Here is a 25,291-nt window from a genome sequence, read left to right as displayed (position 1 = left end):
CGGACCGTGGCTGTAGCTCGTTCCGATATCTCTGAGCCCAGTGAAATCCGGTCAGAGAGTTGGCGCCGGCGAGGCTTGTACATATCCGACGGAACTCACGGGACAGAGCATTGGGATGATCGGGTGCCGGCGGTGGTGACGGGCCGTTCGCCGTGCCGAAACTGCAAGCGCGCGTTCGCCGGCCTGGTGCGTTCGGGAGCGGAGAACATGCAGCCCTGTTATCATTCTGTTATGTTTCAGCCGAGGTCCTATCAAACGAACATTACAGTTTGACGATATCGGGATCGCAGTACTCGATACGTGCAGCGCATTGCCGAAGACGGTAACATTGAGTAGATAAACCGGCCGCTGGTCCGGGCTTCCCCGTCACATTGCGCGAGTGCCTGCGCAGGGAGAACGATTCAAGGCGCCGTAACGCACCGTCGCACAATTATTATCATCGTGCATGACAACGTCCCTCGCTGACCGAAAGCTGAACCATGTGTGGAATTGCTGGCGCCTTCGCATACCGTGCCGAGGCGGCCCCCATCGACAAAGCCGAGCTGCTGCGCGTGCGTGACGCGATGCTCGCGCGCGGTCCGGATGCCGCCGGCCTGTGGATGGCCGCCGACGGGCGCGTCGGCTTCGGACATCGCCGCCTGGCCATCATCGACCTGAGCGAAGGCGGCGCGCAGCCCATGCTTGACCTCGAAACCGGCAACTGGATCTGCTTCAACGGCGAGATCTACAATCACCAGCAGTTGCGCGCCCGGTTGAACCACGACGGCGTCGCGACGCGAACTCAATCGGACACCGAAGTGTTGCTCAAGCTCTACGCCCAGCGTGGCGAAGAGATGTTCTCCGACCTTCGCGGCATGTATGCCTTCGCACTCTGGGACGCGCGTCGGCGCGAGTTGCTGCTGGCCCGGGACCCGTTCGGCATCAAGCCTCTGTACGTGGCCGACGACGGCGCCACCGTTCGCTTCGCGTCCCAGGTCAAGCCGTTGCTGCAAGCCCCGGTGGACCGGAGGCCCGAACCGGCGGGCCACGCCGGCTTCCTGCTGTGGGGGTCAGTACCCGAGCCATACACCCTGTACCGCGGCATCCGCGCGCTGCCGCCTGGGCACTGGCAGCGCTTCAGCGCCGCGGGCGCCGGACGGCCGGTCCGGTTTGCAAGCATCGTGGATGCGTTGGGTCGCCTGCCCACGGCCTCCGGCACCCGCACCGACGACGCGCTCGATCAGATCGCCGCAGCGGTCAGGGACAGCGTCGCCGCGCACATGGTGGCGGACGTGCCTGTTGGCGTCTTCCTTTCGGCGGGGTTGGATTCAACCATGCTCGCGGCCTGTGCGGCGAGCGCCGGCGAGTTGCGCACGCTGACCCTGGGCTTCAACGAGTATGCCGACGGCCCCAACGACGAGGCCGGACTGGCCGACGAAGTCGCCGGCCTGCTCCACGCAAAGCATGCGCTGCATCGGATTTCAGCCCGCGACTTCGAGTGCGACCGGCAGCACCTGATCGACGCGATGGATCAACCCTCGATCGACGGCATCAACGTCTGGTTCGTCTCCAAGGCTGCGGCCGCGCAGGGCCTGAAAGTTGCGATCTCGGGGCTCGGCGGCGACGAGCTGTTCGGATCTTACCCGAGCTTCCGGCAGGTACCGCGCCTGGTGAGCCTGATGCGGCGCGCACCGGTCGGCGAACGAACCGGGCTGCTGCTGCGGCATCTGGCCCAACCTTTCGCCTCGGCACTGCCGTCGCCCAAATATGCGGGACTCGTCGAATACGGCCACAGCCTGTCGGGGGCATATCTGTTGCGGCGAGCACTCCACATGCCGTGGGAGCTCGCGCAGCTGATGGACCCGGCCATGGCCAGAGATGGCCTGGAGGAGCTCGCGACCATGAACCGCCTCGATGCCAGTACCGAGGGCCTGGAGAGCGACCGGCTGGCGGTCTCCGCTCTCGAGATGCAGTGGTACATGCGCAACCAGTTGCTGCGCGACGCCGACTGGGCGGGTATGGCGCATTCGCTCGAGATCCGCGTGCCCCTGGTCGATCTGCAACTGCTGCAACACTTCGTGGAGCTTCCGGATTTCGACGCGAACAGCGAAAAGCGCACCATCGTCAGGCGCGTCGCGCCCGAATTGCCGGAAGGCGTGCTGAACCGGCCCAAGACCGGATTTGCGGTGCCGATCCATCAGTGGCTCAATCCGGGCGCGAGCAGCGGCGTCACGCGGCATCGCGACTGGGCGATGACGCTGTATCGACATTTTGCCGCAGCCTGAGGAGACACCAGTGAGGCTGCTTCACGTCATTTCCTCCGCCGATCCCAGCAATGGCGGGCCCATCGAGGGTGTGCGCCAGCGCGGCTTGCGACTGCTGGAGATGGGCCATGAGGTCGAAGTAGCGTGTCTGGATGATCCCAGGGCGCCTCATCTGGAATCCTTTCCGTTACCTGTGCATGCACTCGGGCCGCCGCGCGGCAGCTATCATTTCTCGACGTCGCTCCAGCCTTGGCTGCGCGCCCACGCCGGCGGTTATGACGCAGTCATTGTGAACGGTATCTGGCAGTACCACAGCTTTGCCGTTTGGCAGGTCATGCGCGAGCTGAGGCAGCCCTACGTCGTGTTCACGCATGGCATGCTTGATCCGTGGTTCAAGCAGAACTATCCGCTCAAGCATCTGAAGAAGTGCCTCTACTGGCCCTGGGCCGAATACCGGGTTCTGCGCGACGCTGCGGCTGTGCTGTTCACGAGCGAGGATGAGCGGTTGCTTGCGCGCCGCTCGTTTTGGCCCTACCGGGCGCAGGAGGTCGTGGTGTCCTACGGCACGCGATTGCCGCCGCAGGACGCGCCCCCGCTGCGAGAGGCTTTCCTCTCCGCCCATCCCGAGTTGCGCGGCAAGCGGGTGTTGCTCTTTCTCGGGCGGCTGCACACCAAGAAGGGCTGCGATCTGCTTGTCGAGGCATTCGCCCACGTGGCGGCCGAGGAGCCTCGCCTGCATCTGCTGATGGCCGGGCCGGACCAGACCGGCTGGGTCGCTCAGCTCAAGGACCGGACCCGCGCCTTGGGCGTGGCCGATCGCATCTCATGGCCCGGCATGTTGCAGGGCGACGCCAAATGGGGCGCGTTCCACAGCAGCGAGGCCTTCGTGCTGCCCTCCCATCAAGAGAACTTCGGCATCTCGGTCGCCGAGGCCCTGGGTTGCGGCCTGTCCGTGCTGATTTCCGACAAGGTCAATATATGGCGCGAGGTTCAAGCGGCCGGCGCAGGTCTTGTCGCCGAAGATTCGCTGGCGGGCACACTCAAGAACCTGCGCGCATGGCTGGCCATGTCTCCGGAAGACCGGGCAGCCATGGGCCGACGAACCCACGATCTGTTCGCGGATCGGTTCAGTGTTGACCGGATGGCGACGGCATTGATCGATGTCGTGCGTGCGGTGCAGGCCTCTCCGCGCTCGTGACGAGAGAACCCGGTATCTGGTGCGGTTCAGACGGCCGGATCGACGTCTGAAGTTGCCGATGACCCGCCCTGGCATGTCGCGATCTTTCGTCATCTGGAACGCGTGATCCAGATTGCCGAAACGCCGTAGCCGGCAGTGACGGTGCCGCCTCGCAACACCTGCGACGCCCGACTTCGCCGCCGCGATCCGCGCCCCGGCCCGATCTGGATTTGCCGCCCGCGCTGAGCCAGGCTTCCGATCGCCGTGTGTTGCACCGATCGATCCAATTCCCGGGATTGCCGCGCCACGCCGCCCCCTGTTACTTGTCGTATCGTTATTACGATAACGTCACACAAGAAATGATATCAGACATAACAATACGCAGGAGGATGCTCGCCGAGGTCGATCCTATCCAGGATCATCTCGGACTCGGCTTCACCCCCAAGACACGCTCCGGCCTGCAGGCGCCACGACCGAACCCGTAACCGGCTCGGCGGGCTGGGATTTGTCGCGGCCGCTCGAAGCCTTTCGCTTCGACCGAAAATGAGGACGGTCATGCGGGTGTTGGTGATAGGGATAAATTATGCTCCCGATCTGATCGGCGTGGCGAAATACAACACCGAATTCTGCGAGAGTCTCGCCAGTTGGGGTCACGAGGTTCGCGTCGTCACCGCCCCGCCCTATTACCCCGACTGGAGCATCCCACCGGGGTATCGTTCGAGATGGTATCGCCATCAACGTCTGAACGATGTGGACGTCGTTCGGGCGCCGATCTACGTGCCAAGCCGGCCCTCGGGTCTCAAGCGACTGCTTCACCACACCTCCTTCATGCTTTCGGCAGCCGTCCCCGTTCTGTCGAGCGCGCTCTGGTGGCGTCCCGATATCGTCTTCGTGGTGGCACCATCCCTGCTATCCGCACCCATGGCGGCATTGGCCGCCAGGATGACCGGCGCATCCTCCTGGGTTCATGTTCAGGACCTCGAAGTCGACGCAGCCTTCGAGGTCGGGCTGCTCCGCAGCGGTGTCACGCGCAAGCTGATGCGTACGGTCGAACGATGGATACTGCGTTCATTCGACCGTGTTTCGACCATCTCGATCCAGATGGTACGCCGCCTCGAGCACAAGGGCATCGCGCCTCCCAGATTACGTGAGTTCCGGAACTGGATCGATACCAGCATCGTCGTGCCGGGAAGCAATCAAACGGAGCTCCGCTCGGAACTGCAGCTGGCGCCGACCGATATCGTGGCGCTCTACTCGGGCGCCATGTCGAACAAGCAGGGGCTTGAGCTGATCATCGAAGCCGCCGCAGCATTGAAGGACAGCCAGCCCTCGGTAAAGTTCGTTCTCTGCGGAAATGGCCCAGTCAAACCGGCATTGGTGCAAATGGCTGCCGGTCTGCACAACGTCCGCTTCCTTGATCTCCAGCCGCTCGATCGGGTCTCGGAGCTGCTCAGCACCGCCGACATTCAGCTCTTGCCGCAGAAGGCCGAGATATCCGACCTGGTTCTGCCGTCCAAGCTGGCCGGCATGCTCGCGTCCGGCCGACCGCTCATCGCGATGACCGAGCCTGGTACGGGCATTGCGTCAGAGGTCGAAGGTGCCGGCCTCGTCATCGCTCCGGGCGACGCTGGCGGCCTTGCCGCGGCTGTCACGATGCTGGCCGAAGACGAAGCACTGCGGAATCGCCTCGGCGCCGTCGCGCGCGCACGCGCCGAGCAGAAATGGGATCGCATCTCGATCATCCGTTCGCTCGAACACGAATTCATGTCCCTTCCGCAGCGGGCCGCCACACCTGCTCCGCGCACTGCGCCGTTGGCGACGCCGGTTCGCTCGATCGAACATGTCACGACGGGCAGCCGCCGCCGCCCAGAGACGTCAGGGTGGCCGCCCTCAAGAGAGCCCTTGCGTCCGCGCGCCAGGGGCGTCGGCTCTGAGCATTAGCAAGACTGGACGGGGATCAGTACTGATGGCTTCCGCGCTGCCCAAGGGAGAAAGCATCTCCGCTCGGATGGAATCCGTTGAGGGCCATTCAACAGGCTTCGACTACCTCAGGATACTTCTCTCTACGGCCGTCCTCTTCATCCATAGCAAGACGTTTACGCTGGGCGCAGATGTCCAGACCTTCAAGTCGCTGGTTGACTCGACGGTCCGCGTCGGCATGTTTTCCGTGGCGCAGCCCCCGATCTACCAGCCAATTCTCTGGGCAGTGGTGCCGGCTTTCTTCGCCCTTAGCGGATTCCTTGTTTCAGGAAGTCTGCATCGTTCAAAGACGACAATCGGCTTTCTGTTGCTGAGAGTGCTGCGTATTATCCCGGCGCTTTGTGTCGAGTCGCTTCTCGCAATGCTGGTGCTCGGTCCGCTCGTGACCAGCTTCACCTTGGCCGCGTATTTCAGTGATCCCCTGTTTCGGGCATATCCTCTCAATATCATCGGCGATATCCAATATTATCTGCCTGGTGTCTTTCTCAACAACCCTGTGCCGCGTGTCGTGAATCTGCAGCTCTGGACCATTCCGGCGGAGATGTACTGCTACGCAATCCTCGCTACCGTGCTCGTCCTGCAGCTCGCACACCTGCGCCGGACCGTTCCGCTCGTCACCGTGGCGACGTTCATCTGCCTGCTGGGAATGCAGGCCTTGGGAATTCATGCGCCGGCGGACTGGTCTGCAGGCGACGGGAGAGTGCAGATCGAGACTCTCGTCCTTGCGTTCTTGATCGGCGTGTCCTTGTTCGAGCTCAAGGACAAGGTTCCGCTGCGAGCTGACCTTTTCGCTCTGTCGGTCGTGCTTTCCTACGCCCTGCTCTGGGGAGGAGCGTTGCAATATCTGGCGATGATCCCGATCGCCTACGCCACCGTCTTCGTCGGGCTTTCCAACTTCCGAGAGACGTTCGTCAATCGGACGGGCGACTACTCCTACGGAGTGTACCTGTATGGGCTGCCGGTGCAGCAGCTCCTCGTCTACCTCTTTCCGGAGAACAAGAACTGGCTGCTCAGCTTTGCCATGGCTTATGTCCTCAGCTTGGCGTTCGCGGCGTTGTCCTGGCATCTCGTCGAATCGAAGGTCCTGGCGAAGAAGAGGATCATCGTCGAGGCTGCCGAAAATTTCCTGAGGCCCTTGTCATTCCGGTTGCCATGGGGGCCTGCAGCCAAGCCAGTCTCCGCTCCCCCCATCGCGATGGTGCCGAAACCGGCCGACTTGAGCTGATAATCACAGGACGACAAGATCGGGGCTCGGCCGTCCCGGCTCGTCCCTCAGCGGCGCAGATAACGATATCCGACAGAGAGCCCAACCAGATTCAAGACGACCTCTCCCGCCACGAAAGCATAGACACCAAGCATCGAAACCAGCATGTAACTGGCCAGCATTCCCGCCGCCGAGCCGATCGCCAGAGCTCCGGCGGCGAGGCCATACGCGCCCGTCGCAGCCAGGGCCTGCATCATCATCAGCAACAGCGACATCGTGAATATCGTCGGCGCGAAGCCAGCGATGACAATCGCAGCCTGGTGCAAGCCGAAGTCCGGCACCTGCGCAGCGATGCCGGCGACGACGGTTACCCCGACTGCAAACATCGCCGCGCAATAGAGCGCCATTCTCTGCGTCCCGAGCATATTGCCGAGGCTCTGCTTTCCGGCTGCCGACAGTTTCTCGACGAGGCTTGGGAATTCCACCCTCAGCACGAACCCTACGATCTGGGTCGATGCCGTCACGATCTGCTTGGCGTACACGAAAAGGGCGGTCGTCTCGGCGCCGAGATAGACCGTGCTCAATACCAACTGAACGCGCATGTTGACCTGCCCCGGCAAGATCTGGAACGACAGGGCACAGCCGTCCGTCAGTGCCCTTGTCAGGCCCGCACGTGTCACCCTGTGAAACCGGGGGTACCAGCCCTTGCGCGCCAGCGTCGTCCATTGCGCGATCAACGTCACGAGATAGCCTATGGAAAAGGCGCCGCCCAGGATCGCGCCCGCTGCGGCAGCCGACTTGTGGGCCGCCAAGGCGAGGCCGGCGGCGGTGACCAGGTAAGCCACCGATCCCGTGATTCCGCTGATGCCACTCAGTCTCAGGCCGTCGAGCAGACCAACCCCGTTGACGGCCCACAGCAGCAATCCGGGGAGCGCAAGGGCGACGTACCATCGCGAAAACTCGTCAGTCGAGAATCGCCAGACATACAGGGCTGCAGCGGCACCGACGATCAAGGCCACCGTGATCCTTATCGCGCTCGTCTCGCAGAATATCCGCCATACCTCGCCGCTTGCCTCTCGACCGCTCGGCAAGCGGGCGACTGCCCGGGCGAGTGTCGTACTCGCACCGGCATCAACGAGGACGATGCCCAGAATGGCAAAGGAATAATGCGTGCCGAATGCTGCGAGAAGTTCGTACTCGCCTGCGGCTACGAGTACGGTCTGGACAATGAATATCGCCCCTTGACCGAGGCCGAACCCGGCGACTAGCAGCCCGATGTTGGCAATCTGCCTCCATTGGCCATGGACGGCTCTCACCCACCCGCCGGCGCGCATTTGTGCAAGCCGGTATCGAGACGCCGCAGGGCTCCGCGTTCCATCCGAGGCGTTGGAGCTCGCGACACTTGTTTCAACCATGATGTCTTCCGGGGCGGGCGTCGTTACCTGAACCTACGGCTGGCAGCGCCGATGTAGACCAATGTTACACGAATTGATACCTCGCATAACCGGTCCGACGACAGCTCGCGGATCATCGCATAGCTCGCCGCTACAGCCGCCGATGTCACAGTCTTGTGCAATTCGGAACGTAAGGAATGGGGTCGGGTCAAGCAGAGCGGGAGTTCGTCCCGGCCATCGGGCCTTTGAGGCAGTGTGCGGTTCGAGCGATGCGTGACGAGCGACGGATATTGGATCGGGCGCTGTCCTTGCATGACAAGGGGGACATCGCGGCCGCCGCCAAACTGTATCGACGCATCATCGATGCCAATCCCAATAATCTTCACGCCGTGCACTTCCTCGGCGTGGCCGAGGCAGCGGCGGGAAATATTGATCGCGCAAAACTGCTGATGACACGGTCGTTACAGTCGAAGCCGGTCAACGTGGAGTTCATTGAGAATTACGCGGCCGTGCTCCACCGGGCCGGCGAGCATGACGAGTTGGTCCGGCTGTGCCAGCACGGACTACAATTCGCGCCGACCAGCCTGGGACTTCTACATGGAAGCTCGGCCGGGCTGTTGGCTCTGAGCCGCCATTCGGAAGCCGTCGAACATCTGACACGCCTGTTGATACATCACCCCCGGCATTTTCCGGCCCACTTCATGCTGGGTTCGGCGCTGGCGAAGTCGCGCCAATATGAACCGGCACTCGCTTCGTATGACCAGGCATTGCAGTTGAACCCACAGCTCGCGGAGGCGCATCTCGATAAGGGAACGATCCACTTCGCGACCTGCCGTTACAACGACGCGCTCTCGGCCTATGACAACGCCCTCACGCTGCGGCCCGATCTTGCGGCAGCGGCACTCGGCCGCTGCTACGCCCTGATCCAGCTGGGCCGGCGCGACGAAGCTCTGGCTGCCGCGGACCACACATTGAAGCTGCAACCCGACCTCCCCGAAGCATGGGCTGGCCGCGGCAACGCGCTCCTCGATCTCGGTCGCCTCGAGGACGCTGCGGCAGCGTACGACCGTGCGCTCACCATCGGGCCGTACCTCGCGTCGGCCTGGTCCGGACACGGCAATATTCTCCTTCGATCAGGCCGTCAGCGCGATGCGGAGGTCGCGTTCGATCGCGCCATCGCTGCGGATGCCGCTTTCGCCGAGGCCTGGCTCGGGCGCGGGACTGTGTTGCTGTCCCTTGGCCGTCACCACGATGCGGCGGCGGCTCTCGACCGCGCCACAGCCCTGAATCCCGGCCTGGTGAGCGCCTGGCTGGCGAAGGGTCAGGTCGCCTACCTCGAGAAACGTTACGACGACGCCTTAGTCGCCTGGAACAGGGCTCTCGACCTCAATCCGGATCAGTCCGCCGTGGCCGCCGCCTGTTTGCGCGTCAAGTTGCATCAATGCGATTGGACGGATTTCGAGAGTGGTTGTGCCTCGGTCAGGTCATCGGTCCGAAGCGGGAAGCTCGTCTCACCGTTCATGTTCGTCGCGATTCCGTCCACATCGGCCGAGCAGCTTCAATGCGCGCGCACGTGGGCCGAGAACAACTTTCGTCTCCAGAATTCGCCGGTCTGGCGCGGCGAGCGCTACACTCACGACCGCATCCGCATCGGCTATCTCTCGGCGGATTTTCATCAGCACGCGACCTCGCAACTGATGGCGGGCGTCTTCGAACATCACGACAGGACGCGCTTTGAAATCACCGCCATCTCGATCGGCCCAAACGACGGCTCGGACATGCGCCGGCGGATCGAAGCCGCGTTCGAGCGCTTTGTCGACGCCAAACCGCAAAGTGACACTCAAATCGCCGAGCTTGTCAGGGCTCTGGAAGTCGACATCCTCGTCGATTTGAAAGGATATACCCAGGACGCGCGCACCGGCATCTTGGCCATGCGTCCCGCCCCGATCCAGGTCAACTATCTCGGCTTTCCCGGCACCATCGGTGCAGGCTTCATCGACTACATCGTCGCAGACCGAAACGTGATTCCCGAGCACGATTACGATTGCTACGCGGAGAAAATCGCCTGGCTTCCCGAAAGCTATCAGGCAAACGATCGCGACCGTGCAATTGCGGATCTGATGCCTGTCCGCGCCGAGCACGGCCTTCCGGATGACGCTTTCGTCTTCTGCTGCTTCAACGACAACTACAAGATCACGCCCGACGTTTTCTCATCCTGGATGCGGATTCTCGCCGCGGTGGAGAACAGCGTGTTGTGGCTGTTCGAGGACAATCCAACGGCTGCGGACAATTTGCGTCGAGAGGCGCAGGCAAGGGGCGTGGCGCCGCGTCGTCTGGTTTTCGCCCAACGGCTCCCCACCTCCGCGCACCTAGCGCGGCATCGTTGCGCGGACCTTTTCCTCGATACAGTTCCGTACGGCGCTCATACGACCGCCAGCGATGCGCTCTGGACCGGACTTCCGGTCGTGACCTGCCTCGGCGAAACATTCGCGGCGCGTGTCGGGGCGAGCTTGCTCAATGCGATCCGCCTGCCCGAACTGATCACGACGACGCCGGCGGCCTACGAACAATTGGCGATCGAACTGGCGAACGATCCCGCCAGGCGCGCGGCGCTGAGAGCGAAGCTGGCCCGCGATCGACTGACGACACCTTTGTACGACACGAAGCAATACACGCGTGATCTGGAGACGGCATACGCGGCCATGATGGAGCGGCACATGGCGGGATTGCCGCCGGACCACGTCCGGGTGCCGGGAACCACCGTCTGACAAGCGCACCCGCAAGAGGGACGATTTCCTTGAACCTGCCAGCATCTTTCGTCGATCGATCGACGACCAACCCGGGCAAGCACCGATTGACCGCTGGTGCTGCCGCAATTTTCCGCGCACGCAGCGTTTCGACGATTGCAGTTATCGGGTCTTTCTGGGCGTGGTGCGGCCTCCTTTCCTTCCCCATGATTGACCTGAACCCGGACTTCGCGGACGTTCCAACTTCGTTTGCCCTGGGCGGCACGGTTCTGATCGGACAGATTACCGGAATCGCGCTGTTCATCACGACGGTGTCCTTGATGCACGCTTCGCGGGCGTTCGCCAGCCTGGGGCGATTGAGCCTCGCCCAGGTCGCGATCATTGGCATCATCTACCTGTCTGTTGTCCTACAATTGCACGATGACGAGGCGGCGACGTTCGTTGGCGTTTTTTACACCATTCTGCTCATGCTGACTGCTTTGATGCTGTCTGTCGTATGGACGCTGCCACCGGACGACATCGAAACCTGCATGAAGGTGGCATCCATCATATTTTGTCTGTTCGGCATCTCCGCGCTGGCCGTCCTGGGATTACCGCAAGGCCGCAATGTCGGGGGTATTCAACCAAATCTTTTTTCCGCACCGTTACTCGCAGGCTTCATTCTGTCGCAGTTTCACGCGGGGAAAACGGGTATCGTCGTCAGGATCCTGTGCTTCTCGATGGCCGCTCTCGTCAGCTCGCGGTACGCCTTGATCGGCTGCATTTCCGCGCTTGTCGTGCATGACTTGACCTTCAATTCCCTGCGCCCGTGGAAGGTTGCCGCGGCGATCGTTGCGTTGCTTTTGTGCATATTCCTCTGGCCGCAGATTGCCACCTTTCTCGCGCTTGACGATTCAAGTCGAGATCTGTCTTCAGGATTCACAGGAAGGGATGAATACTGGTTCGCGGCCCTGGCGACGATCGTGGATCATCCGCTCGGCATCGGATTCAAGCGCGCATCAGCCTTTGAGGCCGGGCACAATGGCTACCTGAAGACGCTGGTGGAATTCGGAATCGTCGGGGGCGGATTGATAATCCTCTTTGTCGGTTGCGTCATTGCCGCTGCACGCGCCGAAGCAGTGCGATCAACGGGGAAGGATCGGCAGCAACGCCGCTTTGCCTGTGCCCGCTTGGGCGGATTGGTCGCCCTGGCGTTTGGGGCCTTCTTCCAACCCCAGTTGTTCAGTCTCGGCGACGCGTTCGGGGTCTCGCTCCTGTTGCTGCTGTTCAAACCTGAAATGAAGCCGGTATCCGGTCGCGCAGCAATTGCGTGAGCGCCCCCCGCGCAACGATCGCGAGCTGATTTCGCCTCCACCCGAGGTCGCTTCGTTCACTTCGCGTTCTGTCGCTGCGCCGAGATGCCGAGGACCAGGCGCAACTTGCTGTTGTCGGCGCTGCCCGCGATGGTCTGGACGACCAGACCATCGATGAACAGAAAGGGCATGCCGGCCTCCAAGTCATAGAGGAGCGGCTGAAGAGATGCTGAAGCGAGCTCGATGTTGAACGTCGCCGAGACGAAGCCGGATTTGGCGAGCGGTCCCTGGACATCGACCTGCGACGACAGCGTGTTGCCGTTCACCCGCTTGGTCGCCGCGAGCACCCGCTGGAGCAGCACGGCGCTTGCGACCGAAGCCGTCTGTCCTTCGAGGAACGCCGAGCCAGTGGGAACGCTTATATCGGCCCGGACGGCGGGCGGCGGCGTAGCACGCCGGGCCTCGAGCGTCTGAAGGATCTCCGCGGCTGACGCCGCAGCATCGCGGCTACCCAGGATCTCGATCACGGTCTGCACTGTCGTGAACGCGAACAACACCACCAGCGCCACATAGGCCGCGACCGCGGCGACCGGTAAGCGCGTGAGATATCCTTCGAACTTCTGCATGCTGATCATGTGCCCGGCCCGAATTGCGGCTTGATCCTGGTCTCGATGTGGAAGCGCTCGCCCGCCTCGTTGGCGGCGCGCGTCGTCGGTGCGAAGAAGGCTGCGCTGGCGAAATGCGGCGACTGCTCCAGGATCTGGATCAGCGACGGGGCGTCGCTGGTCAGACCCGTGATCTGGAGCTTGTCGCCCTCGATCCTCAGCTCGGTCGCATAGGTGTGGTCGGGCAAGAGGCCGGACAGCTCTTCCAGCACCATCACGGCCGACGGCATCGTCTGCTTGCGGCGCGCCAGGATTTCGAGGGGCGAGCTGCCCTGGCCGCCCTGCCCGCCGCGAGCGAGCGCGCGGCGTTCGGCGATCCGGCGCTGGGTCTGCTGCAGCTGGGCATCGTAGGAATCGGTGGCGACCCCGCCGAGCCCGACCGACAGCATCGCCAGTACGCCGGTCGTCGCGAGGACTGCGATCAGCGCAAAGCGGAGCCGGCTCGAGCCGCTTTGCCCGCCGACGCGCTGATGATAGACGGCGACCCGCTCCATCCCGGGCGCCGAGGTCGATATCTCGACGGCGGCCGCGCCAGCATCGAGGAGAGCTTGCGACAACGACGTCACCGCCGCGCGCGCCGTCGCCACCACCGTCAACTCGACATGGTCGTCGGCGATCGCCTGCGGCGGCGTCCAGTGAAACACCGCTTCCGCCGAGCTCCAGGGTGTCAGCCGATCGATCTGGGCACGGATGATTCCGTCGAGAAACTCGACTGCACGTCCCGGCAACTCCAGCGGACGAAATACGAAGCGCGATGGTTGAAGCGCGAGGTCGACCATCGCACCCTTCATCGCCGCGGACCATTCGCCCGACAGCGGTTCGCTGATCACGCCATCGACGACGTTGATGCGACCGGGCGGCAGATCGGCATCCTTGCTCGTCGTCGAGGCAAGGCGCAGCGTCAGAGCGCCCTCCTCGTCCTCGGTAATCGCGATCTGCCGCGCACCGCGCGTTCGTTCGAGCCGCGCGCTCACCGTGCGCGCAATGCTGTCGATCCACAGCGACAGCGCGGCTGCGATTTGACTGGGAATACTCATCGGCTCTCCCGCGGCCTTGGCCGCCCTCCTCGATCCGGATCAACCTCGTCGGTCCATGCCAGTACGCGGAAGGCCTCCTTCTCGCCCGGTCCCGGAATCCGGATCACCGCCTCGGGCGTTCGTTGCCGGCCGTCCCGTAGCGTGATCCGTATGCGCACCCGATAGGCGTCGCTCGTCGATATCGTGGCGCCGGGCTGCCGCCCGCCGAGCGCGCCGATGACGAACTCTGGATTGTCGGGCGGCAGGTCCGCGCGCTGATTGAGGAAGGCGTCGAGCCTGGCCGCCGTCATGTCCGGCAATGCCGCGATCACTTCCGGCGCGGCATCGAGCACGTTGACCTCCGCCATACCGCTGTAGACGGTCACGAAAGGCATCGCATGCTCGACCAGCGCGACCGGCAGGCCGAGCACCAGCCACAGCTCATCGGCGCTGGCGAATGGCGCTTGCCTTGGCACGTAAGCGAGGTCCGCCGCAGCATAGGCCGCCGGCTCCGTATCCCGCCCGTCCGGTCTCGGCGTGCGCCGCCAGGCGACGACACGCGCGGCATATTCGTCGGCTGCTTCCGCCGGCGCGCCGAGCGCTCTGAACAGTCCCGCGATCATCGCACGCGGCGCCATGTTGAGATTGATCCGTGCCGATTCCGACATGTACTCGACGCGCACGGAGGCATCGGCCAGGCGGAAGCCGAAGCCGCCATGGGTCGGACGCCGCATCGTCGCAGGCGCCGACAATTGGTAGGCGGCGAGCTCGACACCCGCCGAACCCAGCATCTCCCATTGCGTCGCCGCGTCCAGCGCCGAGAGCGCATTGGCCGATTGTGCGATGTAGACCGAAGCGACGGTCGCAAGCGCGGCCAATCCCGCGAGCAGCCACAGGGTGGCGACGACGATGAACCCGTCCTGCGCTGCAAGCTTGCGTCTCAGTCGAGCGGCCGGACTGGTCATTGCGTCGGCCCGTTACCGGATTGCGTCTGCGTCGCCTCCTGCTCGGTCGACGGATCCGGCCGCGGCGCGCCTGTCTCGACATGGATCCGCGCGGCGCTCGAAATCACGGTTCCGCGCTCGACATCCCTGATGTCGAAGCGGACCGACATCGGCAGTTCGCCGGAGTTGAGCCAGCGGCTGCCCCATTTGCCGTCAAGGCCGGCATAGGCGAAGCTGATGCGATATGGCAGCCGCAGCAGCACGACGGGATCGACGAACGGAATCTGGTCTGCCCTGGGATCTCCCGCCTTCAGCAGCACGAACGGCGCGCGCATGCGCACCAGTGCCGGACCGTTTCTGTCGTTGATCTCGGAGATCCGTACGATCTCCAGACCCGGCCGACCATTCGGGCCGAGCACGGAGCGAACGAACATCACGGCCTGCTCCCCGCCGCGAAACAACGGCAGATTGTCCGACCGCGTCACGTAGTCGGCCGCCGCCAGATCGGCCGTGAGCCGGTCGAGAGCGACCGCGACCTGCTCGTTACGCTGGGCACGGATGATGCCGCGGTTCCAGCTCGGCAGCCATTGCCCGGTGACCGAGGCCAGCGCGCCCATGATCAGGCCCATCAGTGCCAGCGCAACCAGGGCTTCAAACAGCGTGAAGCCGTCTTCGGCGCGCCATTGCCGGGCGTCGGTCATCAGCTCCCGCCTCTGCTCTGCAAGCGGATCGTTTCGAACGACACCATCGCCCCGCCCGGCGCCTGCACGCGCAATTCGACGCGCTGCGGGACGAACCGCGACTCCGGCACGACAGGCACATCGTCGAGGAATGGCGTCATGCGCATCTGCCAGCGGTGGCCGGCGGCCCGCCCGCGCAGATCATCAAGCATCGGCGCTCCGGCACGCGGCAAGGTGGACACCACCACGCGCGCCGCATTGACGAGGGCGGCATGCTGCTCGAGTTTCCAGGCGCCGCGCGAATTGGTCGCGACCAGCGTTCCGATCGCGGCGAGCACGATCGTCACCAGCGCGAGCGCCACGACGGCCTCGATCATGGTGAAGCCGGCTTCGCGCCGGCGGCTAGAGGACTTCTTGCGCGACAATGTCCACGCCTCCCGTCAGCCAGTTCACGCGCACCTCGACGGCGTTGCCGAGACGTGTCAGGCGGATCGTGCCGCCGCATGACATGCCGCTGGCAAAAAAGCTGATGGTCGAGAACGCCGGCCGGCCGTTGCATCGTTGCGGCAGCAGCGCGTCGAACACTACGTCCTGCGGCACCTGGATGATCCAGGGGCCCGACCCCGACCTCACGGTACGTGCCCGCGCGTCCACAACGGCGCTGACGGCGCCGTAGCGCGACAGCGCGGCGTTGCGGTCGGCCTTGAGCAGGGCCGCAACCTCGATCGCATAAGCCTCGAGCCGCGGCCGCGAGGTCTGTGACGGAAAGCGCGGCAGCAGCACCGCCGCGAGCATCGCGACGATGGCCAACACGCAGACCATTTCGAGCAGCGTGAAGCCGGCCTCGCCCGTATCAGTTCGCTCCGGAGACAAGATCAGTCGACGTTCCCGTCCCGCCTTCCTGTCCGTCGGAGCCGAGCGAGCGAATTTCGTAGGGCGCGCGTTCCGCCGGCTGCTTGTAGACATAAGGATTGCCCCATGGGTCGTTGGGAACGTTGCCGCCCTTCAAATACGGGCCATTCCAGGACGCCACGCCGCTCACGGCATGCGCGAGGGCGCCCAGTCCTTCCGAGCCGGTCGGGAAGCGGCCGGCGTCGAGGTAGAACAGGTCGAGCGCGCTGCTGAAACTCTGGATCTGTATCTTGGCCGCCTTGACGCGGGATTCGCTGAGATAGTTCAGCACCCGCGGGCCGACCAGCGCCATGATCATGCCGATGATGGTGATGACGACCAGCATCTCGACCAGCGTAAAGCCTTCCTCGCCGCGACGCCGGCGCCGCCGCCTCGGCGGAGGGAACAGCCCCTTCTTGGAAACGCGGATCATGCGAACCCTCCCCTTCTCAACCGACAACTTGCGTCACTGACAACAGCGCCGTCATGACCGACACGATCAGGCCGCCGACCACGACGCTGATGAGGATGATCGCGGCAGGCCCGATGATGGCGACGACGCGATCGAGCTGCCGCTGCAGCTTTTCCTCGTAGAACTCCGCGACCCGGCCCGACAGCGTCGGCAACTGCCCGGTCTCCTCACCGAGCCGCAGCATCCGCACCGCGACGGGCGGCAGCACGGCCGAAGCGGCCAGCGCCTCGGCGAGCCTGCCGCCATGGCGCACGCGGTCGGCCATCGCCGCCCAGGCCTGCACGTTACCGGTCGCAGTCATGATGTCGATCAGGATGCGAAGCGTCGCCGTCAGCGTCACGCCGCTGCCGAGCAAGATGCCGAGATTGCGCGAGAACAGCGCGGCGCGATGGAATTCGACCACCGTCGAGATCACCGGCAGCCGCGCGATCTGCGTCACGATGCTGGCGCGGACCGATGGCCTGCGCCACGCCAGCCAGCCGCCGATGACGGCGATGGCAACCACGGCGCCGACCTCGAACCCGTGACCGCGCAGGATGTCCGACAGCGTCAGGAACACCTCGATGACGGGATCGGTCTTGGCGTTGAAGTCGCGCAACACCGCCGAAAACTGCGGAAGCACGAATGTGACGAAGAAGATCAATACACCACCGGCCGCGAGCAGCACGAAGGCGGGATATTGCAGGGCGCCGGTTACCTTGCGGCGCAGAGCTTCCGCACGCGTACGCTCGGTCCCGATCGTCTCCAGAATGTGGTCCAGCGTGCCCGACATCTCGCCGACTCTGACCAGGGCGACATACATCGGCGGAAACAGCGTCGGCTCGCGCGCAAGCGCTTCGGCAAAGCTCTCGCCGGACATGATCGCGGTCTTGATGGTATTGACAACCGGACGCAGCCGGCTGACGTCCATGTCGCCTGCGAGCAGTTCGAGCGCATCATTCAGCCGGGCACCGGCCTTCAGGAGCAGAGCAAGGTCGCGCGTGAAGATCGTGACATCCGCGGGCCCCGGCTTCGACAACGTCAACGACGCCAGCGAGAGCGACCAGCCCTTGGCTTCTTCCTCGGGCCCGGCATCGATCGCGACCAGGCCGAGATATTCGATGCGCTGGGACACTTCGGCGAGGTTGGCCGCCGTGATCGAGCCGGAGACCACCTCTCCCTTCTGCGTCAGCGCGCGATAGCGAAAGTTCGGCATCTCGTCACCGCACGGTGGTTACGCGCAGGATCTCCGCCGCCGAGGTCATGCCCGACAGGCATTTGGCGAGGCCATCCTCGATCATGGTCGTCATGCCGTTGCGGATGGCGACCTTGTCGATGGATTCCCAGTCGGACTGCTCCTCGACCAGCGCGCGGACTTCCTCGTTCATCTCGAGCACCTCGAACACACCGATACGGCCGCGATAGCCGACATTGCCGCATCGCTCGCAGCCGACGGGTTCGAAGATGACATTGCCGACGGACAGACCGACCGCCGTGTAGCGCGGATCGGCCTCGACGTCGGCATGGGTCAGCGGCCGGCTGCTCTTGCAGCGGTCACAGAGCTGGCGGACCAGGCGCTGCGCGATCACCGCGCGCAAGGTCGAGCGCAGCAGGAACGCCTCGACGCCGAGATCAAGCAGGCGCGGCACGGCGGCCGCCGCCGTCTCGGTGTGCAGCGTGGTCAGCACGAGATGGCCGGTGAGCGCTGCGTGGATCGCGACATGAGCGGTCTCGGAGTCGCGGACTTCGCCGACCATGATGACGTCGGGGTCCTGGCGCACGAAGGAGCGCAGCGCGGTGGCGAAGGTCAGGCCGATCGAGGGCTTGGCCTGCGACTGGGAGATGCCAGGGATCTCGTATTCGACGGGATCCTCGATGGTCAGGATTTTTCGGGTCGGCTCGTTGAGCAGCGACAGCACCGTCGCGAGCGTCGTGGTCTTGCCGCTGCCGGTCGGGCCGGTGACGATGATCATGCCGTGCGGCAGTGCGAGCATGCGCCGCAATTTACCCTGGTCGCCGGCCAGGAAGCCGAGCTTGTCGATCGACAGCAGAGCGCGGTCCCGCGGCAGCAGGCGGATGACGGCGGACTCGCCATGCTGCGTCGGCATGATCGCGACGCGCACGTCGATCTCCGAGCGCGCCGCCCGCACCCGCGCGCCGCCGTCCTGCGGCAACCGGCGCTCGGCGATGTTCAGTCCCGCCAGGATCTTGATGCGCGAGATCACCGCCGCCGGGGGCACGCCGTTCGGTGTCGCGACATTGCGCAAAAGCCCGTCGACGCGCATCCGTATCACCAGCGAGGTGCGGCCGGGCTCGATATGGATATCGCTGGCGCGCAGCTCGACGGCGGTCTCGAACATGTCGTTGACGGCGCGAACGACCGGCGCGCCGCTGGCAAGATCGCGCAGATTGTCGATGTCGTCATCCTGCGCTGTGGCATTGACGGCGGTCTCGGCGCTCGCGCTCTCCTCCTCGCCGAGACGCTGGTCGAGCACGGTGGCGATATCCTCGAACGAGGCAACCTTGATGGTCGGCCCCGTGCCAAGCACGATTGCGGCCGCCTGTATGGAGGCCCGGTCCGTGGGGTCGGCCAGCACAAGCACTGGCGATCCGCCAGCGGGCTGACACGGGAACACCGCCATTTCGCGCAGGAACCGGCGCGAGAACTGCTGCGCGCGGGATTCCGTCGCCATCATCTCCTGAAGCGTGACGCGCGGAAGCTCGAAGAACAGCGACACCTCGTCGGCGAATTCGCTCGCCGACAATTCACTCATTTCCCACAGCTTACGCAGACCACCTTCGGCGGGGCGGGACCCATTCAGCCTGCCGAGCTTGTCCGCGTCCGGCTTCAGGCCAACCTTCTGGCTGAAACGAGCGACGAACTCGTGCGCATTCGGGGAGGCCATGAACGTCTACCGTAGTCACTCTGACGGCCGCAGAGCGGCGAGCGAGCCGTTTACCTTAGTTTTCCGATTGGAAATGTGACGGCATGATCGATCGCAATATCGTCCCCGGCCAGTCACAACATGATCGAACAGAACGTCCTTGATGTCCCTGCGCAATTTTCCGTCGCATCACATTCTCACAACAAGCTCGCGCGCGACGGGCGCAAGGCTAACAGAATTCGTAACACACGACTGTCATACGAGAGGGTTAAGCAAGCCGCATTCGGCCCGCCCCGCCTTGACGGGAACAACAGCGGGCGGCGCGTGAGTGAGGCAGTCCAGTGAGCCGAGCAACATTCCGGATCGGCTTGGTTGTCCAATGCGCTGCCATCTGCGTCTTGCTCGGATCGTGCAACACGGTGAGCGGCATCGCCGATGCCGACACCAAGGATCCGGATGTCTTCGACAAGGTCCGCTCGGTGGACCTGTTGCCGCGCTATCCGAACCAGTTGCCGCAGCGCGAGCTCTCGACCGGCCCCCGCGCCAAGACCGCGATCTACGCTGCGGTTGCCAGCGACGATGCGCCAACCGCCACCTCGTCGCAGCAAGCAGCGGTCAGCACCGACCGGTTCGAGCTCAATTTCGACAATTCGCCGGTCGCATCCGTCGCCAAGATCGTGCTCGGCGACATCCTCGGCGTCGGCTACGTCATCGATCCGCGCGTCCAGGGCAATGTCAGCCTCTCCTCGGGCCGCCCGATCCCCAAATCCGACGTCGTCTTCGCGCTCGAAAACGCGCTGCGGATCGGCGGCGTCGCGCTGGTGCGCGACGATACCGGCTACCGGCTGATGCCGCAGGGCGACGCGGTCGGCGTCGGCGGTGCGGACGCCTCCGATCGCATGACACCGGGCTACGGCATAACGATCGTGCCGCTGCAATATGTCTCGGCGCAGACCGTCATCAAGCTGGTCGACAGTTTTGCCACCAAGCAGGGCATGATCCGCGCCGACACCAGCCGCAACCTGATCCTGATCCAGGGCTCCGGCAGCGAGCGCCGCAACGCGGTCGATCTCGTGCTGAGCTTCGATGCGGACTTCTTGAAGGGACAGTCGGTCGGTATCTTCCCGGTGCAGAACAGCAATCCGGGACCGATCATCGCCGAGCTCGAGAAAATCGTCGATTCCGGCGAAGGCGGCATGACGCAGAACGTGATCAAATTCCAGTCGATCGCCCGGATGAACGCGGTGCTCGCGGTGACGCGGAAGCCGGAGCTGTTGAACCGTGTCGAAACCTGGATCCGCCGCCTCGACACCACCAATACAGGCCGCTCGGCGGTCCACGTCTACCGCGTGAAGTTCGGCGACGCCCGGCAGATCGCGCGGGTGCTCAACGACGTCTTCGGTTCGAGCAGCTCTTCCGGCTCGTCCGCCTCTCAGCTCGACAGCCCGGGTGGACAGGTCGCACCAGGATCCGGCCTCGCCTCGAGCTCGAGCGGCGGCTCTGCGCTCAGCCGCCTGTCGGCCTCGCCCAATCAGTCAAGCAGCGGCTTTGGCTCGAATTCAGGCGGACGCGCCGCAAGCGCGGGTGCTTCCGACGCGTCTACCGGCAATCAGGCCGCCTACGGTTCATCATCCGCTTCGCAGGGCGGCGGCAGCCTGTTCGACAACTCCTCCACAGGACAGAATTCAGGCCGCGGCGGCGCAGGTCCCGGCAACGTTCTCGACGGTGTCCGCATCACTGCCGACAGCGTCAATAACACGCTGTTGATCTATGCGAGCCAGGAACAGTACCGGATCATCGAGCAGACCATCAAGGAGATCGACCAACCGCAGCTCCAGGTCGCCATCGACGCCACCATCGCCGAGGTGACGCTGACCGACGATCTCCAATACGGCATCCAGTCCTACATCATGAGCCGCGATGTCGGCCTGAAGCCCAACACCGGCTCGGTGGGCTTTAACGGCGCAACGTCGGTCGCCGCGGCGGCAGCCGATGTCGTGCTCCAGCGCGCCATCCCCGGCTTCAACTTCCTGGTCGGCTCGGCGCAGACGCCGCGCGCCGTGCTCAACGCGCTGCATGCGATCACCGACGTCAAGGTGCTGTCGAACCCGTCCGTGGTCGTGATCGACAACCAGGTCGCGACCCTCCAGGTCGGCGACGAGATCCCGATCCAGACCGGAAGCGCAACCGTGCTGACCGGCAACAACACCATCGCCAACACGACCGACTATCGCAGCACCGGCATCATCCTGCGCGTGGTGCCGCGGATCAATGCCAACGGCAATGTCAGGCTCGATGTCGAGCAGGAGATCTCCAATCCGGTCAGCAACTCGTCGTCAGGATCGTCCTCGACGTCGACCAACTCGCTGACGCCGACGGTGTCGACCCGCAAGGTGCGCAGCTCGGTCGCGGTCGCGAGCGGACAGACGGTCCTGCTGGCGGGCCTGATCAGCGACACCCAGACCAAGAGCCGCGCGGGCATTCCGGGCCTCGACCAGATTCCCGGCCTCGGCGAAGCCGTGTTCGGGCAGACGGACAAGCAGGTCAAGCGCACCGAGCTGATCATCTTCATCCGGCCGCAGATCATCCGCGATGGCGCCGATGCTCATTTCGTTGCCGAGGAGCTGCGCACCAAGCTGCGCGGTACGATCAACGCGATCGGGCCGAGGCCCGCGCCGACGACCTACCGCTGAGCCAGTACAAATTGCCCGAGGAGCGGTTCACATGATCAGGTCCAGCAGACTCTTGATTGCCGCCATCGTGCTGGGACTTGCCTCGACAAGCATCGCCCACGCAGATTCCCTCGGCGCCGGAACCGGCGCCTTCAACCGCGGCGACTACAATACCGCTGCCCGTCTGCTGTTGCCGCAGGCCGAGCGCGGCAATGCCCGCGCGCAAGGGATGGTCGGCTTCATGTACGCGACGGGACAAGGCCTGCCGCAGGCCTATGACGCCGCCGGCTACTGGTACAGGCTGGCCGCCGAGCAAGGCGACACCACGTCGCAATATCTGCTCGGCCTCGCCTACGACAAGGGCCAGGGCGTGCCGCAGGACGACGTCGCCGCCTACAAATGGCTGAACCTCGCGGCTGCGCATGCACCGAGGAAAACCCGCGAGAATTTTGCAAAGCTGCGCAATGCGGTCGCCTCGAAGATGAGCCGCGGCCAGATCGCGGCGGGCCAATGGCACGCGTTGCGCTGGCCCGAGGAATCGCCGTTCTGATCGACGGCGAGAGCCGAAAGCTGCGGGGGAATGCCGTCATATCGATGATGTGACGGCGTAACGATTGCCTCAACGAAAATCATACCATCACCGCCGCCGGCCCGGCCGACATCGCGCGGATCGGTACAATTTGAAGCAATAGCTTAGCCGGATCGCGAGCTGTCTCTGCCAACGTCCCCTGCACAGGGAGCGTCGGGGCACGACATGGCGGGAAATCGCAACGCAAAACAGAGACTGACGACGCTGGCGGCCGCCGGCCTTGCCGCAGCCTGCCTGTCGATGGCGCTGCCGGCCCACGCTTTCCTGGCCCGCCCCACCCTGTTTGCTGCGATCGGCGCCGCGACCAAGGCCCCATCCGGATGGCAACAGTTCTGCGCCGAAAATGCCGAGGACTGCCGGCCCGGCGCTGATCAGGCCCGGGACGTCGTGCTCACGCCCGAACTGCTTCAGCAGCTCTACGAGACCAACAAATACGTCAATGATCGCGTCGCCTGGACCAGCGATGACGCGCTTTACGGCAAGGCCGAACGCTGGACGCTGCCGCTTGATCGCGGCGATTGCGAGGACATCGTCCTGCTCAAGCGCAAGATGCTCGCCAAGCTGGGCTGGCCACAGGGATCGCTCCTGATCACAACGGTCGAGGAGCCCGGTCCGGCCAAAGGTCGTCACGCCGTACTCACCGTCCGCTCCGACCGCGGCGAGATGATCCTCGACAACCAGACCCCGGAAATCCTGTTCTGGTACGAGACCAAATACCGCTACCTGTCGCGGCAAAGCGCCACCGACCCGAACGTCTGGGTGGCCTTTGGCTCGGAGCAACCGAAGCCGCCGGCTTTTCCCGTCGAGCGTTAATTCCCCGTAGAGCGACCCTGAAGACCAGCCTCTCGGCCACGGCGCGCCGCGCGGTCGCCGGTCATGCGCGACAGTCCGCATGACCTCGCAAGACGTCCGGCGTTTCGCCGCACCTTCTTGTTCTGAACATCACTATAACATTGCTCGCGCATTATGATACAAAATATATCATTAACGACGGAATGATTCCCATTCCGAGTTGTATCATCATCGCGACCATCCCCATTAGCGCTCATTTGAGGCATCAATGACCACTCAAGTTGTATTTGGCGGCACGACAACGATCTCCGCCCCCACTACCACGACCTACATCGTCGTCTCGGGCACGCTCGACGTCGCCAGCGGCGGCGTCGTGTCCGGCGCGACCGCGGTCGGCCCCGGCACTGTCATCATGATCGAGGCCGGCGGCACCGCCAACAACTCGACCATCGCCGGCGGCGTGCAGTACAATTACGGCACGGCCAACGGCGTCGTCATCTCCAACGGCGGCACCCAGCACGTCTATGGCGGCACCGCCAGTAACGTCGTGATCAGCGCCGGCGGTTACCAGGACGTCATGAACGCCACCGTCACCGGAACGACGCTCGCCGGCTTCCAGCAGGTGCATGTCGGCGGCGTGACCTATGCGACGGTCATCGTCAACGGCGGCAACGAGTTCGTGGCGACCGGCGGCACCACCAATGGCACCATCATCTCGTCGGGCGGCCTGCAATATGTCGGCGAGGACGGCACCGCCAACGGCACCGCGATCAACAACGGCGGCTATCAATTCGTGCTCGGCACCGGCAATGACACCGTCGTGTTCGGCGGCGGCGTCCAGGAAGTCGCCGGCACGACCAACAACACCACCGTCAACAGCGGCGGCATTCAGCACGTCGTGCTGGACGGCACCGCGATCACGACGACGGTCCAGGCCGGCGGCTTCCAGCAGGTCAGCAGCGGCAGCGTGCAGGGTAGCCAGGTCAGCGGCGGCCTCCAAGTTCTGGGCACCGGCAGTTCGACCGACACGGTGGTTCTGTCCGGCGGCAGCGAATATGTCGGCTCCGGCGCTTCGGCGACGGGAACGACCGTCAACGCCGGCGGCCTGCAATATGTGGACGTTGGCGGTTCGGCGGCCTCCACGACGGTCAACGGCGGCTTCGTCTTCGTGGCTGGTACGGCCTCGGGCGCGACCGTCAACAGCGGCGAGCTCGATGTGGTTGGCAGCGCCAGCAACACGCATCTCGCCGGCGGCGCCGAATATGTCTATACCGGCGGCGTCCAGAACGGCGTCGATTTCGCAGGCTCGGCTTCGACGCTCTATCTCGAGGACGCGTCCGGCCTGACCGGCACGATCTCGAATTTCGAGGTCGGCGACGTCATCGACTTCCGCAACCTCGCTGTGAGCTCGTACGAGTTCGATGGCGCGACGCTGACGCTGACCACCAGCAACGGCTCGCTCGCCTATCAATTCGCAGGCGTCGAGGCCGGCACCGCGTTGAACGTCGCCTCCGACGGTCATGGCGGCACGTCCGTGTCGCTGTCACTGCTCTCGCAGTTCTCGGCGAGCCTGGTCCCGGATGCAGGCGAAGGCGCGATCACGCAGCAGGGCTCCGATCCCGAGAGCGCTTCGCTCGTTCACGCCCAGAGCTGACCTGAGACGACATTG

At 64.2% G+C, this 25,291-nt stretch carries 20 protein-coding genes; 10 read left to right on the top strand and 10 right to left on the bottom strand.

The annotated features are described in order from the left end of the window. The first annotated feature begins 479 nt into the window (after nt 1-479). The 4 genes from asnB (at nt 480) to ABIA90_RS00945 (ending at nt 6,625) form a co-directional block, all read left to right on the top strand. Complete coding sequence (gene asnB, locus ABIA90_RS00960; protein ID WP_354116954.1) at nt 480-2,264, top strand: asparagine synthase (glutamine-hydrolyzing); 1,785 nt, start codon at nt 480-482, stop codon at nt 2,262-2,264. Further along, a complete protein-coding gene (locus ABIA90_RS00955) occupies nt 2,251-3,441 on the top strand; it encodes a glycosyltransferase (protein WP_354116953.1) in 1,191 nt (396 codons plus the stop codon). Before asnB ends, ABIA90_RS00955 begins: the two co-directional genes overlap by 14 nt. 534 nt (nt 3,442-3,975) lie before the next feature. Beyond that, nucleotides 3,976-5,361, top strand: a complete 1,386-nt coding sequence (locus ABIA90_RS00950; protein WP_354116952.1) for a glycosyltransferase WbuB — start codon at nt 3,976-3,978, stop codon at nt 5,359-5,361. 25 nt (nt 5,362-5,386) lie between these two features. Then, nucleotides 5,387-6,625 carry an acyltransferase family protein gene (locus ABIA90_RS00945; RefSeq protein WP_354116951.1) on the top strand — a complete coding sequence of 413 codons (1,239 nt, stop codon included), beginning with the start codon at nt 5,387-5,389 and terminating at the stop codon, nt 6,623-6,625. Between the two features lie 47 nt (nt 6,626-6,672). Here the strand turns inward: ABIA90_RS00945 and ABIA90_RS00940 are convergent, their stop codons facing one another. Then, a complete protein-coding gene (locus tag ABIA90_RS00940) occupies nt 6,673-8,019 on the bottom strand; it encodes a hypothetical protein (protein WP_354116950.1) in 1,347 nt (448 codons plus the stop codon). A gap of 248 nt (nt 8,020-8,267) precedes the next feature. Between ABIA90_RS00940 and ABIA90_RS00935 the strand changes: the two genes are divergently transcribed. Next, a complete protein-coding gene (locus ABIA90_RS00935) occupies nt 8,268-10,766 on the top strand; it encodes a tetratricopeptide repeat protein (RefSeq protein WP_354116949.1) in 2,499 nt (832 codons plus the stop codon). 29 nt (nt 10,767-10,795) lie between these two features. Further along, nucleotides 10,796-12,058 carry an O-antigen ligase family protein gene (locus ABIA90_RS00930; protein ID WP_354116948.1) on the top strand — a complete coding sequence of 421 codons (1,263 nt, stop codon included), beginning with the start codon at nt 10,796-10,798 and terminating at the stop codon, nt 12,056-12,058. A gap of 56 nt (nt 12,059-12,114) precedes the next feature. Here ABIA90_RS00930 and gspM read toward each other — a convergent pair whose 3' ends face one another. From gspM to ABIA90_RS00885, 9 genes are read right to left on the bottom strand one after another with little or no spacing between them, the layout of a single operon-like run. Next, complete coding sequence (gene gspM / locus ABIA90_RS00925) at nt 12,115-12,672, bottom strand: type II secretion system protein GspM (protein ID WP_354116947.1); 558 nt, start codon at nt 12,670-12,672, stop codon at nt 12,115-12,117. Next, nucleotides 12,669-13,739 carry a PilN domain-containing protein gene (locus tag ABIA90_RS00920; RefSeq protein WP_354116946.1) on the bottom strand — a complete coding sequence of 357 codons (1,071 nt, stop codon included), beginning with the start codon at nt 13,737-13,739 and terminating at the stop codon, nt 12,669-12,671. Before ABIA90_RS00920 ends, gspM begins: the two co-directional genes overlap by 4 nt. After that, nucleotides 13,736-14,683 (bottom strand): type II secretion system minor pseudopilin, encoded by a 948-nt coding sequence (locus tag ABIA90_RS00915; protein ID WP_354116945.1) that lies wholly within the window; start codon nt 14,681-14,683, stop codon nt 13,736-13,738. The genes ABIA90_RS00920 and ABIA90_RS00915 overlap by 4 nt, the downstream gene beginning before the upstream one ends. Then, the gene (locus ABIA90_RS00910; protein ID WP_354116944.1) at nt 14,680-15,363 is read right to left on the bottom strand and encodes a PulJ/GspJ family protein; all 684 of its coding nucleotides are present in this window, start codon (nt 15,361-15,363) and stop codon (nt 14,680-14,682) included. Before ABIA90_RS00910 ends, ABIA90_RS00915 begins: the two co-directional genes overlap by 4 nt. Further along, the gene (locus ABIA90_RS00905) at nt 15,363-15,767 is read right to left on the bottom strand and encodes a prepilin-type N-terminal cleavage/methylation domain-containing protein (RefSeq protein ID WP_071915601.1); all 405 of its coding nucleotides are present in this window, start codon (nt 15,765-15,767) and stop codon (nt 15,363-15,365) included. The genes ABIA90_RS00910 and ABIA90_RS00905 overlap by 1 nt, the downstream gene beginning before the upstream one ends. Further along, complete coding sequence (locus ABIA90_RS00900; RefSeq protein WP_256468685.1) at nt 15,745-16,215, bottom strand: prepilin-type N-terminal cleavage/methylation domain-containing protein; 471 nt, start codon at nt 16,213-16,215, stop codon at nt 15,745-15,747. Before ABIA90_RS00900 ends, ABIA90_RS00905 begins: the two co-directional genes overlap by 23 nt. Beyond that, complete coding sequence (gene gspG / locus ABIA90_RS00895; protein WP_354116943.1) at nt 16,196-16,666, bottom strand: type II secretion system major pseudopilin GspG; 471 nt, start codon at nt 16,664-16,666, stop codon at nt 16,196-16,198. The genes ABIA90_RS00900 and gspG overlap by 20 nt, the downstream gene beginning before the upstream one ends. 16 nt (nt 16,667-16,682) lie before the next feature. Then, nucleotides 16,683-17,900: a type II secretion system F family protein gene (locus tag ABIA90_RS00890; RefSeq protein ID WP_071915603.1), complete on the bottom strand. Its 1,218-nt coding sequence runs from the start codon at nt 17,898-17,900 to the stop codon at nt 16,683-16,685. Nucleotides 17,901-17,904: 4 nt separating this feature from the next. Beyond that, entirely contained in the window at nt 17,905-19,590 is a 1,686-nt protein-coding gene (locus ABIA90_RS00885) for a GspE/PulE family protein (protein ID WP_354116942.1), read from the bottom strand. Between the two features lie 398 nt (nt 19,591-19,988). Here ABIA90_RS00885 and gspD point away from each other — a divergent pair, with 398 nt between their 5' ends. The 4 genes from gspD to ABIA90_RS00865 all read left to right on the top strand — a co-directional run bounded on the left by gspD (nt 19,989) and on the right by ABIA90_RS00865 (nt 25,276). Further along, a complete protein-coding gene (gene gspD / locus ABIA90_RS00880) occupies nt 19,989-22,262 on the top strand; it encodes a type II secretion system secretin GspD (RefSeq protein WP_231144439.1) in 2,274 nt (757 codons plus the stop codon). Nucleotides 22,263-22,293: 31 nt separating this feature from the next. Next, complete coding sequence (locus ABIA90_RS00875; protein ID WP_071915606.1) at nt 22,294-22,791, top strand: tetratricopeptide repeat protein; 498 nt, start codon at nt 22,294-22,296, stop codon at nt 22,789-22,791. A gap of 204 nt (nt 22,792-22,995) precedes the next feature. Further along, a complete protein-coding gene (locus tag ABIA90_RS00870; RefSeq protein ID WP_071915607.1) occupies nt 22,996-23,643 on the top strand; it encodes a transglutaminase-like cysteine peptidase in 648 nt (215 codons plus the stop codon). A 247-nt stretch (nt 23,644-23,890) separates the two neighbouring features. After that, complete coding sequence (locus tag ABIA90_RS00865; RefSeq protein ID WP_354116941.1) at nt 23,891-25,276, top strand: hypothetical protein; 1,386 nt, start codon at nt 23,891-23,893, stop codon at nt 25,274-25,276. Nucleotides 25,277-25,291 lie beyond the last annotated feature (15 nt).

The sequence above is a fragment of the Bradyrhizobium sp. LA6.8 genome (assembly GCF_040547935.1).
Taxonomy (GTDB): domain Bacteria; phylum Pseudomonadota; class Alphaproteobacteria; order Rhizobiales; family Xanthobacteraceae; genus Bradyrhizobium; species Bradyrhizobium barranii.
This window is presented reverse-complemented; position numbering and strand designations above follow the sequence as displayed.